This window comes from Haemophilus pittmaniae (assembly GCF_900186995.1).
GTDB classification, from domain to species: Bacteria; Pseudomonadota; Gammaproteobacteria; order Enterobacterales; family Pasteurellaceae; genus Haemophilus_D; species Haemophilus_D pittmaniae.
The window spans coordinates 1672521-1687393 of sequence record NZ_LT906463.1; the positions used below are offsets into that span (position 1 = coordinate 1672521).

A 14873-nucleotide genomic window follows, 5' to 3' on the forward strand; every position below is an offset into this window, starting at 1 on the left:
ACAAGCCCCTTAACCAACTTGAATTGCAGAACGTTGTTTTACTTGAGCTTGCAATGCTTGCTCATAAGTAGAAACTTGTTTTCTTAATTGAGCAATTTCCTGATCCAATTTTTTGCTTGCAGCACCTGAGGAACGCTCAGCTTTAGCGGTATCACTAAGCATATTTAAGTTGGATTTCATTGCACTTAAACGTTCTTTTGCGGCTTTGATATCAGCATCCACTTGAGCTAATTGTTGTTTAGCTTCAGCTTTCTGAATTGCACCAGATTTTAGTTGGCTATTCACTTTAGCAATCAACTGATTATTGCGAGCAGTTGCCGCATTTAATTTAGCCGTAGATTTTTCGACCATTTGTGAATTTTGACGAACATCAGCAATGTAAGCATTTAAACGATCTTCTTTTTTCACATAGGTTTTACGTTGTTTTTCCAAGTAGTAGTTGGTTGTCATTCCTGCACCACATCCGGCAGCTCCGCCTACTACAGCACCGGTTACAGTACTCTTGGTATCACCACCAATTGCGAGTCCTGCAAGAGCACCTAAAGCAGCACCACCTGCAGCTCCCCAAGCACAAGAGCCCCAACCGGACGAGCTAAAGAATTTTGCATCATCGCCGCTATCCAAGCTACTTGAACTACTACCAGCACCTGTACCGGCACAGCCTGCAAGGACTAAAGAGCTAGATAAAACTAGTACACCAAAGGTTTTTTTCAATTTCATAGGATTTTCCTTATTTATCATTAGTGGGTTTGAGGTTTAATTTGATTACATTGCTGTAACCATTGATCTCGGGTGATTTTGCCATTTTGATAATATTGGCTTAAATGTTTCCAATATAAATCAAGATACTGGCTCAAATTCGTTGCCTTTTGTCCATTTGCGAGTTTTTTCTCGTTCATCATGGATTTCGTTCTTTCTACCTGTTCTTTTACATTGATCTGGCTATAAGTGTCAAAGGTACTGGTAATAGTACCTGCATAGTACTGCACAACAAAATCTCTAGCTTTTTCTGCTTCTTGTAGGCGTTGCTTAAAGTCGGCTTCTTTTTGCTGATAGATTTGCTTTAAATCAGCATCCTGTTCATTTTTTATTTCTTCTGCAAAAGCTTTTACTGCTGTTTCCTGCTGCTCTACTTCAGCCTGTAAATCAGAAATATTGGCACAAAGGAATCCGCCTAATTGTAAAGCAGAACGAATAGCCGCATCCCGTTGCTCATCTCGAGCTTGGTTAGCTGCGCGCAATTCATCTTTAGTTTTATTAATCTCTTGTTTGAGTTTTTCATCTGCAACATTAGAAGCTAATTTTTCTAGTTTGCCGACGATATTCGGATCATTATTTTCTTTACTATCCGATCCTAAGGTAGCCCATTCTTGGCGCAATTGGTTAATACGAGCATTTGATGTCAATAGCGGAGCGGTAATCGCGACACGGAATCCCATATCCTTTTTCTTCATCGCGCCATTATTATCATAGTAAGGTACTTCAATACGTGAAGTATTATTGACTTCACTTTCCCCTTTAATATAACTTCCTCCACGAGCAATCATTCCACCCTCTTGTCCATGATAACGGCTTAGCTTGTTGGCTCGGAAACCATCAAATACCATTTCGGAAACATTTCCTAATGTATCAAATAAACCCAGCGGATTTGCTTCGAGTAAACCAATAACCTGCAAACGGCCATTTGCATTTTTAGATGACCACGCATAACGGGCAATCCCCTCAGGCATAGGGAAAGTATTTTCACGAAATGCCGCTTCATCAACCGCAACCCCACCACGGGAGGCGAATTCCCACTCGGCATTAGTCGGTAAACGGACAAAACCTTTACTGCCATCTTCTGTTGGGAGTTTATCGGCTGCATTTTTAAGTAGCCATTCGTTATATTTATGGGTAAATTCTACTGCATCAAACCAGCTAATATTAATCGCTGGTAAGCTTGTTTTCATATTCACCGAAGGACATTGCTCTCCTTTCATTACGGCATTGAACTGCGCTTCAGTGACTTCATATTTTCCCATTAAGAAATAACGTTCTTGTTTTTCATTGGCGAAGCTACCTGAAATATAATTGGGAGTAGCATATTGAGCATACCCATCCTCATCATTACTATTCCCCCCCAGGGTAACTTTGATATCTTCTAATGGTTTTTTAGTATTCGTTTTAATTACTCGAAAAACCATATTTCCTTCACAAGGCATAGGTAAAACGACATCACCATCTAATTTTTTCGGATTAAAAAATTTTTCATCCCAAGGTTGGGCTGATACGGCGACACTAGCCACACATAGTGCTAATAAAGAAAATCGGTATTTAAACATCTCGCAGACTCTCCGCAGGTTGAATCTTTACCGCTCGAATTGCACCAATCGCTGCAACTACACCAGCAAGTAAAAAAGAGAAAACAAAAGCCAGGCTTAAATGTACAGGAGCCAAACGGCTAACAAAATAAGAACCACTTAGACTTGTTCCTAAAATTTGATTAAATAATTGACTGCCAAACAAATACAGCCCGTAAGATAGAACAAAAGCAACACTACTAAGTACGATTGCTTGAAAAACCAGATAAATACCAACTGCACTCTGTTGAAAGCCTATCAAGCGCAAAACCGCAATATCCTTACGTTTTCTATCAATATTTGCAAGAAATGCGCCAATAAGGGATAGAACACAACCAACCACGGAAGTAAATGCGATTACCATAAAAATAATATTTAATACACTATCAATCGCTTTTACATTTTCAATAGCCTTGGATTCTGTGCGAGTATCGATGTGAAATTGTTCGCGTAACTTAAGGGCTAAAGGAGCCACATCATCTAAACTTTTGGCATAAATTCTAGCTCTGGCAAAATGCTCACGAGCTTTATCGTTCAACTTTCCTTTCGCTTCCGGAAAAAGGGCTGTTTGCATACCATCGCGGAAATCTTCAACGCCAATTAACAAAGACATAGGCACAAAAATAGCCGCACGTGGAAACTGTTGTTCATTTAAAACAGACTGAACTTTTAATTGCAATAATGCTTTTTCCTCTTGTCCATTTTCATTACGCGTGGCAACCAAAGTAATACTTTCACCCTGTTTAGTTTGTAGCTTTTCTGCACTTAACGCACTCAAAATAATAGAGTTTTCAGTTTGTAAAGATTGTTGGGTGATTGGATCACCTTCATCCGTTGGAATTAATTCTACGTTACGAACAAAATTTGTTCCTTTTTTCAAATCAATAATGGTGTTGAGCGAACGGGTTAAGGGAATAGAAAATTGAGTTTCTGGCTGTTGTTTAAGCCAGTCAAACCAATTCTGAGAGAGATTTAAATTACCAACTATTTTCACTTCTAAATTAGTCGGATCATTCACTAGTTGATAGCGTAACTGAGAAACAATGCCGTATTTCAAACTAAACAGAAGCAATAAAGGCGCAATGACAGCAACTAGAGAAGCAATAATACAAAAAGAAACTTTACGATCATAAAAGAGGTCGTTTAATGCTAATCTTGCCAATAATACAAATCTATTCTTCATTGAAACGCCCTATTTTTACCGGTCATTATTGGTTTGTTCGATAAAACAAGACTGACGTAACGCCGTATCTAATTTTGCACTAAAGGTACGAAGTTTGTTACGTTGTACCAAATCCCAATCATGGGTAACTAACAAAACAGCGATTTTTTGCTGTTTTGCTAGGGATAGCATTAAATGAAATAACACCTCTGAGTGATGGGGATCTAATGCAGATGTTGGTTCATCCGCTAATAATAAAAGTGGTTTATGGGAAATTGAACGAACAAAAGCTACTCGTTGGCGTTCACCGATAGAAAGCTGTTTGGGATACTTAGCCAACAAATGGCCGATGTTTAGTTTCTCACATAAATGATGCAACCAAACTTCATCGGCTAAAATCTCATTAGTTTGACAAGGTAATAGGATATTTTGCCATACGCTTAAAAAAGGCAATAGGCCACCATTTTGCAACATAAATCCAAGATTCTTTGAGCGAATCTCAGCTAAAGTCTTTTGGTCATTCCCCTGAATAAGGGGAGCTAAATCCATATTCAAAGTAACACAATCAAAATTATATTGGCTCAAGGTATCGGGCTTTAAAATTAGCCCGATCATTTCTAATAGCGTACTTTTGCCACAACCACTTGAACCGCAAAGAGCAATGACTTCACCTTCGGTTAAAGATAAATGAGGCAACGAAACCGTAAAACTTTGTTCACCTACCCCACGGGTTATAGATAAATCTTTAATGGCTAGCACGCTACATCCTTTTTATGGTAACGCATCCAATGGTACTGGATACACATTATCTCGGGGATCCGCACCTTCAGTCAGAGAAATCCAGCGAGATTGATCTTCATTAAAAATACGGTAATGGCGTAATTTACTATGTAGATCACGAATAAATTTCTCTTGTTCCTGAACGCTCATTCCCTTCCAAGTATCTTCGTCAATTCCAGTCACCTGACTCTTATATGGAATACCATCCAAATATTCTCCAAGTAAGCCTAAATCTGCCAATTTAGTTGATTTATCTTCCTTAATTTTATTTGGATCCTGTCCCATAGCGGCAGCCACCGAACGCAATTGAGCAAACATATCCGTTGGCGAGATCAAACCATTATTTGCTGCATCCGCAATTTTCTTAACAACATCACTTAAATCACTCAACTGCGCCTTGGTTAATAAAACTCGGGCTTCAGCTGTTGGGATTGTTGGTTTAGCAAAATCACGGTCACTCACCCAGGCTTTAAATACTGGGGGGGCTTTCGTACCTTTTACATCACCTAAATAGGCTAACTGCATTGCTTTACCCAATAAAATTGCATCTTCTTCAATTTCTGATTTCTTCTGATCATCGCCTGTTTTCGGTGTAGCAGTTAACACACTACCGGCAGCCTCTTCTCCTGAGTAAGCCTGTTTTACTTGTGTGGTTAACGCATTAGCAAGAGTATCTACTTTTTGCCCAAACTCATTCACATCTCCCGCATTGACCGAATAGTAAAGCGGTTTATTTAAATAATTATTGAAAGACAATTCATTATATTGTGTTTGAGCTATTTGGTGGTTATTTTTACCTGATGGAGTTTTAAGGTGCAGCGTATAGATCGCCACACCACGATGTTGAGCCTCTAAACGCAATTGCTTAGCATCTAATCCTGTAGTTGAAATCGGATTATCTCCCTCAATCGCGCCGGCATCAGTAATCAACACTAAGTAACGGCCACCAAAATTGTTCCAATTGATTTCATTCAATGCCTGCGATACTCCAGCATAAGCATCTTCACTAAATTCTTTTGAAGAAACTACCGCCTGTTTTAGGTTAGCCACTTTATCCATGAAATCCTTGCCATCTTTTACAGTACTTGGATCAACAAACATTTTTGAAGTGTACTCTAATCCAGGTACAGCTTTAGTGCTTGAACGGAATGCCACTAAACCAAATTTAACCTGTTTACCCAGATTCTCTTTTTCGATTTTTTCATAGACTTTTTTAATCGCATCTCGGGTTCGATTAATGTAGGGATCCATAGAAATCGTCGAATCAATCACAAACACAACAGCTGCGCTAAATCCAACAATTTCTTGAGGTTGATTTTGCCCCGCTTTATTTGTTTGATTCCCCGTAGCTGTCGTAGTCGGTTGGGCTACTGGTTTATCATTTTTACTAACCGATGCTACTTCTAACAAACGTTCGTAAAATCCTTGGCTATCCATTACTTCTTCACCTTGTAAAACAGGTAATAGATAGAAGTTCTTTTGGAAATCAACAAACTCCTTTGGCTCTTCCGCTAACACTTTTTCACTGCTTTTTTTCTGGGATAATTCGGCACGAATTGGTTCAACGGCTTTTGCTGGAGAATTATCATTGATGATACCTTCAAGAGTTGCCTTATCCTTAAAGAACAATAAGGAACCACGATCAGATGGATTGGTAAAGACCATTGTCATTTGCATATTCCAAGGTACTGCGCAGCTGGCATCCAACCAACCGACAGTTTTACCAAAGCTATCCGGCCCTACCTGTAATAGTTCTTTATTAGCAACATTTTCCCGTTTATATACATAATAGCGGGAAAATGCAGGAATTTTTTGACCGCTCTTAGCATCCGTTTTTGCCAACAATTCACAACTTGGCGTACTTAACACACGTTGATAGAGCGTAGTTTTACCTTCTTGCAGTAACGGTTTACTCTCTTCAGCAAAAACTGATTGAGACATAATCGCAGTCAAACAACAAAGAGATAAAGTAGAAAATCTTAACGGTTTCATTATTTTTTCAATGCCTCTAATTTTTCTTTAGCTGTCGCATTATTTGGATCGTGACTTAATGCTGTTTCATACCAATAAATTGCAGTTTCTTTATCTGCTTGGAAGCAGCTACTGCCTTTTTCATATTCCGCGGCATAAGCCAGCGCAATCTCTACATTACCACCTTGTGCTTGATTGGCATAAAGTCGCTGAGCAATTGCGCATTTATTTGCTTGTTTGGCCGAAGCAATAATTTCTAAAATTTGCTTCGGCTCAGGTTTAGTTTTCAAACAACTTTGAATAAACGCTAATTCATCATTAGTATTTGCATCAACAGTACAGTCAGATTTTGCAACAGGTTCATCCTTTTTATTTAACAAGAAATAAGCCCCAACGCCCCCGCCAATTAATAAAGCTAAGATTAATGCAATTAAGCCACCCTTACCTTTTTTCTTAGGTTCTTCTGCAATAGTTATCTTTTCCTGGTTCACCGCTGATTCATTCGGTGTTTCTATTTGCGTTAAATCCTCAAACTCAATAGCCGGTTCTGCCGCTTGTTCAACCTCAACTACTGCAATGGAATCCTCTTCAACCGGTGTTTCAATCACGGCCTCTGGCTCTGGCTCTGGCTCAGGTTCATACTGAACGTGGCTTTGTACATTGTCTTCCCGACTAGAATCACCTCCTGCAAGAGAGGCTAAGATATTACCGACCATTCGGACTGGGCCATTATCCATAACAGCACTATCATGCACATCACGAACAGACATCATATAACGTACATTACCAATTTGTTGCACAAGGCTATCCACTAACCATTTACCAATAACGCCTTGCAATACATCATTTTCTAAATTTAGTCCTTCTACCTTATGCCAAACTGGCTCAGGATTCCATGGATTACCGTTACCATTAAAATAGCAACCATCTTGGTTTCTTTGCACTGCAATTTCGACTTCTGCACTTCCACTCCATTTCATCGCAGTAAATTTTGCGTATCCTGGGCGGTCTTCCTCTAATTGAATTCGTAACATTTTCTATTCCTTAGCATTGTGCGGAACGATATAAATCTAATACCGTTCCTAATTTTGTATTGCTGACCTGATCAATCTCACGACCGGCACTGTGTCCTGCATTTCCTTCAGCAAAGTGGCCAAAAGCCACAAACCAATCAAAAAGATAATTTTTGGTGTAATTATTAGTTTGGTCGTCCAATTTAGGTAAACCATTTATCTTTTCAACTTCCCGATTTTCAAATATAGCCCGTTCATTCATCACACGACTGGCGGGGCGTTGAGATAATGGTTGATTAACAAAATCTAACCAAGCGATGAAATCGGCAATTTCCGTATTAATGGAAAATACTTGGCGTTCAGCTAATTGGTCACGCTTACTACCGGCATTTTCATTGCGAAAAACAACTTTTGAAAGTTTATCTTGCAGATGAAGACGATTTGCACCAGTAATCAATTCACCAACTAAACCTTCAACGGTTTCTTTAGAAAAACCAAAAAATTGCATCAAATGCTGATCCGAGGAAACTGAACGCAAGTGCTCAATCCAGGATTTAAAAGCAGCCATTGAAAAACGAGATTCTACAAGTTTCTCAACTGGTTTTTCTTCTACTACAGCAGGTGCCGGTTCAGCAAATAAGTCAAAGCCTTCTGAACCGAAGCCAAAACCAGCATCAAAGGTATTCGTCGAGCTTTCTTGTGCTTTAGTTTTTTCCTCATCTTTATTCAACAAAATTTCTTCATAATCAGAAAAATATAAAGAACGAATCGTTTCTTCTGGCAATTGAAGACAACGTAAAAATTCACCAACCAAAAGACCTTTTTTACTGAATTCAGCAACAATCATTTGTGCCAATTGGCGTTTTTTATTCACCTCTTCGGCACCTTCACTTTGATACCAAGAAGAAAAACGGTTTTCTACAATGTGATGAATACATTCATTAAGTTGCTCGGTTAAACGTTGAGTCTTCACTTCTGGCAAAGCAATAGTTTTCAAATAATCACTAATTCGCTGCATACCGCCATCATTCAGTTTCATCATAGCGTCCCAAGCTTCTAGCGGCTGAGCAACATGTTTTTGAATATCCGGATCATTCGCAAAAGTGCTACGCAAAAGATTAAGCTGACCAGCTTCTTTGGCATTGATAGCTAATTCTTCGGTATTATCCATATCTAAGAAAGCGACTTTAAAACCAGGTTTACGTACTAAAAAAACATTATCAAAAGGCTTACCATTCGCCCATTCATTTAACCACGTATAGTTTCCAAAGCGTTCTAAAATTGTTTGTTTCAGTAATCCGCCCTGTCCCCAAGACATTTTTAGCATATCTTCATCTTTGCCCAAGTCACTACTGATACGCATATCAAACATCGTTATTGCCCAAAGTAAGCCTGGTTTACGTTTTGCCCGATCAATCGGATTATCCCCTTGGGTTTTATTGATCCAACGTTCTAATACAGGTCCTACACTATTTACATCAGATTGCTTGGTTGATGGTGTACAAACAACCAAAATATTCATTTCTTGGCTGTCGGTATAGCGTTCAAAGAGATAAGCCACCTTACCCCGTAAAATAAGCTGAGATACCGGATTACCCTCTTTCACTTCACTCAACGAAGTAATGGCTAAACGCCCGCGGTAGCCGGGAAAATCCAATAAATCCACGGTCTCAACAGCTGGCACTCGAGTTGGATTAATCAACGGGAAAACCAATTCAGCGGTCAATGCGGTTAATTCAGCCAAGGAAATAGAAACAGGTTCACCGACTAGCCCTTCTTCAATAAACGGACGAACAGCAATTTGTTCATCTCTATTGGTCCCCAAACGCTCAAGCATATCTACGTTCATAATACTGTCTGCCTGAGAAAGGCCTCCACTACCATTATCTTTAACAACAGCAGTAAGCGGTGCATAAACCCGTTCAGGATTACCTAATTGGAAAAGTGTTTTAGCAAACCGGATATAAATTTGTGTCAATTCTGGAATTTCGGCCCATAACACAGAAAATAATGTCGCACGATCTTCGATATTTAGGCGAGGAGCCATTGCAACCGCTCGCGCCCAGTAATTCGCTTGCAATACAGATAAAGATTTACCGAAACTTTCTTGTGCATAATCCTGTAAATCAACCACATCATCTTCATTAACCCCTTTTATCCGCTGTGCATTGAGCTTAGCGTTTAACGGTTTTAGAATTTCATTAATGCGGGATTGCTCCAATTGATAAGTCACCCGTTCTTTATCAAAATCGTTGAAATAAGCATTAACTAAAATCTTGGCAACTTCAATTTCATGGAACAAACGTAATTCCAAAGGATAACCACTGACTGCAGCTTTAGCCGAACGAGTAAAACGGGTAACCAAACCGGTTGCCTCTTTACCACCGCCAGGTGGATTAACATGTTTAATAAAATCCAGTTGTTGTCCATCAAAAATGGTTTCTAGATTTCCTTTTTGATCTGCTGCCAATGCGGAAATTAAAAAAGACTTTCCTGCTTGAGACAAGCCAAAAAAACCGGCAGTGATCGGTTTGGAAGAAACTGCACCAAGACGTTTTGCCGTATTACGTAAACGTCTTAATTCAAGGATTAAACCATCCGCCTCATTATTTAAACGAGCAACATTTGGGCGAACATCATTTACCCAATCAATCGCTTGTTGTGATGCTTGGAATACCTTATCCCAAGAGGTTGTTAATTGATTATCCGTCATTTTATCTTCCACCTATCGTTTCACACAGCCAGTATCTAACCAGTATAATTTTTGATCGCCAAGCCCTGCATCTGTCATTGTATTTAGATGAAGGGTAATATCCCTTTCACGCACACAAGAACGCCCATTCGATGCGGTCACATTTTTAATATAGAAATTTTCCGCTCTTTCTTTACTATTACGGCTGTTTTTTATACCTAAAGTAACCTGCAATACTACGCCTTCATTGTTCAACATAGCTTTCCACTCTCGGCTTTCAATAGAAAGCATATAAAGTGGAGATGCGACCCAACGTTCCACATTTAATTGACGGAAACCTAAACGGGTATCACCACGAACTTCAAAGGAAGTATCAGGGAAATCATAGTCTTCATTATCTAAATCAATATCGCGATAATAGACATTGCTATCTTTAATCACATTATTGTTATCCAAGTAGCCAATGTATTTCACTGTGGAATAAGCGGTCATTGCCATTGAACGCAAATAGAAATTTGTTAAACGCATGTCTTTACATAAGAAGCAAAGCATCGCGCCTACTGCTGCAGTAGTTTTTGGATCATCTATGCGACCTTGTTTATGGAATGGATACCAGTTTCCCGTACGATAATGGTGCAACGGTAAAATCCGCCCTACCGGTAAAGGTAAACGGGAACGGAAAAAGGATTGCACTCCCGGTAAACGGGATGGGCGACCGGTCAGTAATAGCACATCACATTGATAGCTGTTGACTACCTCGCACAAGGCATTAAAGGTCTTGCAAATATCAAAATAATCACCACGAATAAACAAACTGTGGATACGCTCTAAATTCACCTGAACCGGTAAATTCAAAATATTAAAATCAGAAGAGCCCAAAGCACGACGAATTGGTTCATTAATATAATCCAATACACTTTCTGTCGGTTGCTCTACATCCTCTAATAATTCTGCAAAGGTTTTTCCATTTAATGCATTGGTCTTTTGCATCGGATCATAGCCTTCGTATTCTTTCAATACGCGCAAACCGATCGGGCTGAATACTTGTAATGTTAATTGTTGACGCAGTAGCGCATCCTGTACTTTTAACGCCTGATCACCAATCAATTCAGAAAGAATCGGTTCCGGATCACGCAAGCCGGCATTTTTCAAGCCAACAGTTAAGGATTCCACCACCACATTACGAATCATATCCAGCAAAATATCATCGCCCGCCACTTTGAAGCCATCGCGGAAACGTTGAGTCGGGATAATATAGGCGTTACTGCCAGAGCCACCGTTTTCCCCATAATCAAGGGAATAATCGTTGATTACCAAGTCGGTTGTGCCACCGCCAATATCAACTGTCGCGATAGTAATACGATCCTTTTCTTTTTTATCCGGACGCTGCAATGCGGCAATAAATTCCTCCGGACGACCGCCATAGTTATTCTGTGTTTCATTGAATAGATAGACGACTTGTCCACAGGTTGCTTCATCCCATTGAATAATTACTTCCGGTAAAATCGGCCAATATTTTTCCCTTGCAGTTTGCGAATTGAAGTCAAAGTCATCATCGGATTTATCCCAACCAAGAGATTTCCATACTAAACCGATAGCCTGGTAAATGGATTGACGGAAAATTTCTCGTTCAGGTTTTGGCATTGCCGGTGGCACGGTCAAGATAATTGAACGTAAGAAACGCGGTGCTTTGGAATGTTCTAATTTAGCCCGTTGAGCTGGACTATTAATTTGCATCAACGCCTGCATTAAGACTTCTGACAACATAAATGTCATCAAGGAACGACGGGAATATTTAGGTTGGAATACCGGCATTTTACGTTCGAACTCTTCATCAATATCGTCCCGCAAAATATGTAATGCTTCGCCATACTCATTGATTAATCCGGAAAGCGGATCGGCCGTTGCATAAGGTTCATAATCGGTTTTCACATAGGAAGAGTTAAAACGCCAACCCTGTTCATAGCGGGCATCGTCCCATAAGTAACGTTTCGGGCTAGATAAACCGGTTGAGCCTTCATTACCTTCACGACGGCTTGCCAAACGGGCGGCTTCCTTACCGACACGGGCAATGGTCGCCCATTGGAAAGCATCGCGTCGGCCACTTTGTACAGAAAAATGATCTTTGCCAAAAAACGCTTGAGCAAATTCAACGCGACTTTCAAATGGTTCAGAATACACACGTTCCGGACGGGTCAAATCACGTAATTCCAATTCGTAGCGTTTTTTCAACCCATCTTTTTCCTGCACGTGATCCTCAATTAAAATACCACAGGTACGGGAATTACCGACATCCAATACCATATCCACCGGAATAGCACGGTTAATTTCATCGGAACGATTAGAAATCATTTTAATGCGCGGAATATCAATTTCTTCGCCAAGAATCGCCAACACATTCAAATAATGGCCTTGGTGGAATTTCGCAACAATATCGGTTTTCAAATCATCTGGATGAATTTTTAAGCGATCATTTTCCGGAGCCAATTCGGTAAAGAGCTCCAGCAACCACTCATTTACCCATTTATAATCTAAAAACCATGACATCTGGTGGGATTGGTAAGCGAGTCCAAAAACCGCACCGGAACGCACATCTTCTTCAGTCGGCGCAAGGTAAGCAACATCCGCACGGTTTGGGAAAATTTTGGTATCAAAAGCTAAAGTAACACGATAAGTATTACCTTCTACATCCGGCTCAGCCAATTTAACAATGCGTGCTCGCGCCCAGTTATAAGGACCTTCATCAAAACCATCGGTCGAAGCCACCGTACGTAATACCGGAATGGGTAGCCAAACGCCATCCAATAATTTGAAAGACTGCTCTACGCTGATTTCATGCTCTACTTTGACCATACGGCTCAAATCACTACTATCGCAATAACCTTCGCCACTACGGTGTTCAACTAAACGACGAATCGGATGGTTTTCACCGCCAGAGGCAAAGTTTCCCATGCTTTTGCTGCGCCACTCTTTGTCTTTCCAATCAATTTTTAAACCGAAGTCTAAAAATTGCACCCCACTATTCATAATCAGTGAGATTTCTTTTCCGTAATGATGTAGTTCCGGTAACATTTTTATTCTCGCTTCTATTCGTTATTTATTGGTTCACTTAATTCGATTTCATTGTCATTGGGAAACCCTGTCCGCTACCGTATCCGCCTTGGCAATCGGCAACGCTGGTTGCACCCGGTTTACAAATCACTTCAGGTAACTGATAGCTTGAACCATCACTACACTTGGCCACGCCTTTATTAGCAATATTCAAACCATTACCTTGCATTTTTGCAGAAACATCGCCGGTACATTGTACACCGTCACCACGTTGTACTTGCACTTGGCCAACACCATCAGAGAATGCATAACTTAAGCGTAACGGTTTGCCGGTAGTTTTATCCTGAATACCGGCTCCAGCATTCCAACGACCATTTAAGAAATCCACGTTGCCGTTTTGCGTACTGGCAGTCGGAATTTGTAATGGTTTCGCATTACCGGACGTTGGACTGGTTGCATTGTTATTCGCCGGGATATTTTTAGCATCGCCGGATGCTGTCGGATTATTTTTGCTATCCGCAGTATTTAGATTAGCATTTGGATTGCCATTATTTTGATCTGCTTTGATATCCGCTTTATTATTTTCAGCTAATGGATCGACCGGCGGTTGTGGCGCATTTCCAGCCATTTTATTTTCATCCGCTTTGATATCCCCAGCTTTATCGTTGTTTAACGCATCCACTTTAATATCATCGGTTGTTGGTAAAAGTGAATTAACATCTCCCGACACATTTCCTTCACCAACCACCGGTGCCGTATTCAAATTATTTAAAATGGAAGAATCCGTTACCGATACCCCGTTATGATCAACCCAACGGCCATTTAAGTAACGGTAAAGTGCCTCATTCAATTTACGAGCTTCTTTTTCCTTAGGCTTTTTCGGTTTTTTCGCTTTTTGCTCTTTCGGTTCGGAAACAGTCACCGGCTCATTCTTCACAACAGTATCTTCTTTTGGCCACCATAAATCTTTAAACCACCAAGCCAATAATAAGAGTAATCCGAGTAACAATGGCAATACCCACCAAAAGACGCGACAAGGGTGTTTTTTCTCGATAACAGGTTCAATCGGTGCTGCGACTGCTGGTGCAATCGGTATGCTCGGCGCAACCGGTTTTGGCTCTGCAGCCTGTAGAGATAAAAACGGATTGCCATGCGCCGCAGCATGTTTTTCAAGAAATCCCCAGAAGGTGATCACCGGACGATCATTGACTAAATAAACATGTTCAGGATTAGGAAAGCGCAGGGCTTTAAGGTTTTCAGGATCGGTAATATCGTCAGGATTGCCGCCACAGAGTAAACGGGCAAATAACAGTTGGTCGCCTTTGGAGGTGGGAGATTGAATCAGTTCCTTGCCGAGCTCCAGCACAGTACGTTCAAAAACTTTCAATTCAGCCCTGGCGGTTTCACGTTCCTCTTCAGTGGCTGAAGTCCAAGGAATAATCATATATTGCCCATCGGCACGGGTAGAATCAAAGGGCACATACCAATCAATCTTATCCCCTTGTTCATTGCGCTGCGGAATTGCTAAATATTCTGCAAAGGAACGACCACGTTTAAACTTAATCGCATCCCGCAATTGGGAGGCTACCGTATAAACGGCCATGCCATCCTGGCCTAATGGCGTATAGTCTTTGATTTCGCCACTTCTCAACAATGCACTCAACATAAAAAGCTCCGCAAATTTTTAGAGATTAATTTAAATGGCGCCTATTCTATTAAAAAAACCGCAGAAAAAGAAGGTTCATTTATTTGTTTTATAAAGAAAAAACACTTTCAAAACCATAAAGTTTTTATGGTGTTAAGAAGCCCATAGAAACCGCTAAAATTTCTGTAAAAAAATCAATGCCTTTTCTATTTTTCATGCA

At 40.3% G+C, this 14873-nt stretch carries 9 protein-coding genes; all 9 read right to left on the reverse strand.

Going from position 1 to position 14873, the window contains the following annotated elements; translation table 11 throughout:
- Window positions 1-9: 9 nt before the first annotated feature.
- Genes CKV74_RS08120 through CKV74_RS08160 form a run of 9 tightly spaced genes read right to left on the reverse strand, consistent with a single transcriptional unit; the run spans window position 10 to window position 14674 of the window.
- Complete coding sequence (locus tag CKV74_RS08120) at window positions 10-720, reverse strand: coiled-coil domain-containing protein (RefSeq protein ID WP_007243610.1); 711 nt, start codon at window positions 718-720, stop codon at window positions 10-12.
- A 20-nt stretch (window positions 721-740) separates the two neighbouring features.
- Complete coding sequence (locus tag CKV74_RS08125) at window positions 741-2321, reverse strand: SUMF1/EgtB/PvdO family nonheme iron enzyme (RefSeq protein ID WP_095176987.1); 1581 nt, start codon at window positions 2319-2321, stop codon at window positions 741-743.
- Complete coding sequence (locus CKV74_RS08130) at window positions 2314-3522, reverse strand: ABC transporter permease (RefSeq protein ID WP_007243561.1); 1209 nt, start codon at window positions 3520-3522, stop codon at window positions 2314-2316. The genes CKV74_RS08125 and CKV74_RS08130 overlap by 8 nt, the downstream gene beginning before the upstream one ends.
- A 15-nt stretch (window positions 3523-3537) precedes the next feature.
- Window positions 3538-4260, reverse strand: a complete 723-nt coding sequence (locus CKV74_RS08135) for an ABC transporter ATP-binding protein (RefSeq protein ID WP_007243575.1) — start codon at window positions 4258-4260, stop codon at window positions 3538-3540.
- A gap of 12 nt (window positions 4261-4272) precedes the next feature.
- On the reverse strand, window positions 4273-6222 hold the full coding sequence (locus CKV74_RS08140) for a vWA domain-containing protein (protein WP_231897293.1): 1950 nt from the start codon (window positions 6220-6222) through the stop codon (window positions 4273-4275).
- 50 nt (window positions 6223-6272) lie between these two features.
- Window positions 6273-7286: a hypothetical protein gene (locus CKV74_RS08145; protein ID WP_095176989.1), complete on the reverse strand. Its 1014-nt coding sequence runs from the start codon at window positions 7284-7286 to the stop codon at window positions 6273-6275.
- 10 nt (window positions 7287-7296) lie between these two features.
- Window positions 7297-9978: a putative virulence factor gene (locus tag CKV74_RS08150; protein ID WP_095176990.1), complete on the reverse strand. Its 2682-nt coding sequence runs from the start codon at window positions 9976-9978 to the stop codon at window positions 7297-7299.
- 12 nt (window positions 9979-9990) lie between these two features.
- Window positions 9991-13029 (reverse strand): virulence factor SrfB, encoded by a 3039-nt coding sequence (locus CKV74_RS08155; RefSeq protein ID WP_007243574.1) that lies wholly within the window; start codon window positions 13027-13029, stop codon window positions 9991-9993.
- 37 nt (window positions 13030-13066) lie between these two features.
- Window positions 13067-14674, reverse strand: a complete 1608-nt coding sequence (locus tag CKV74_RS08160; protein WP_095176991.1) for an SrfA family protein — start codon at window positions 14672-14674, stop codon at window positions 13067-13069.
- Between the last annotated feature and the right edge of the window lie 199 nt (window positions 14675-14873).

Excerpts from the sequence above, each read along its gene's own strand:
- CKV74_RS08125 (WP_095176987.1), bottom strand. The coding sequence starts at position 2,321 with ATGTTTAAATACCGATTTTCTTTATTAGCACTATGTGTGGCTAGTGTC.
- CKV74_RS08155 (WP_007243574.1), bottom strand. The coding sequence starts at position 13,029 with ATGTTACCGGAACTACATCATTACGGAAAAGAAATCTCACTGATTATG.
- CKV74_RS08130 (WP_007243561.1), bottom strand. The coding sequence starts at position 3,522 with ATGAAGAATAGATTTGTATTATTGGCAAGATTAGCATTAAACGACCTC.
- CKV74_RS08140 (WP_231897293.1), bottom strand. The coding sequence starts at position 6,222 with ATGTCTCAATCAGTTTTTGCTGAAGAGAGTAAACCGTTACTGCAAGAA.
- CKV74_RS08160 (WP_095176991.1), bottom strand. The coding sequence starts at position 14,674 with ATGTTGAGTGCATTGTTGAGAAGTGGCGAAATCAAAGACTATACGCCA.
- CKV74_RS08120 (WP_007243610.1), bottom strand. The coding sequence starts at position 720 with ATGAAATTGAAAAAAACCTTTGGTGTACTAGTTTTATCTAGCTCTTTA.
- CKV74_RS08145 (WP_095176989.1), bottom strand. The coding sequence starts at position 7,286 with ATGTTACGAATTCAATTAGAGGAAGACCGCCCAGGATACGCAAAATTT.
- CKV74_RS08150 (WP_095176990.1), bottom strand. The coding sequence starts at position 9,978 with ATGACGGATAATCAATTAACAACCTCTTGGGATAAGGTATTCCAAGCA.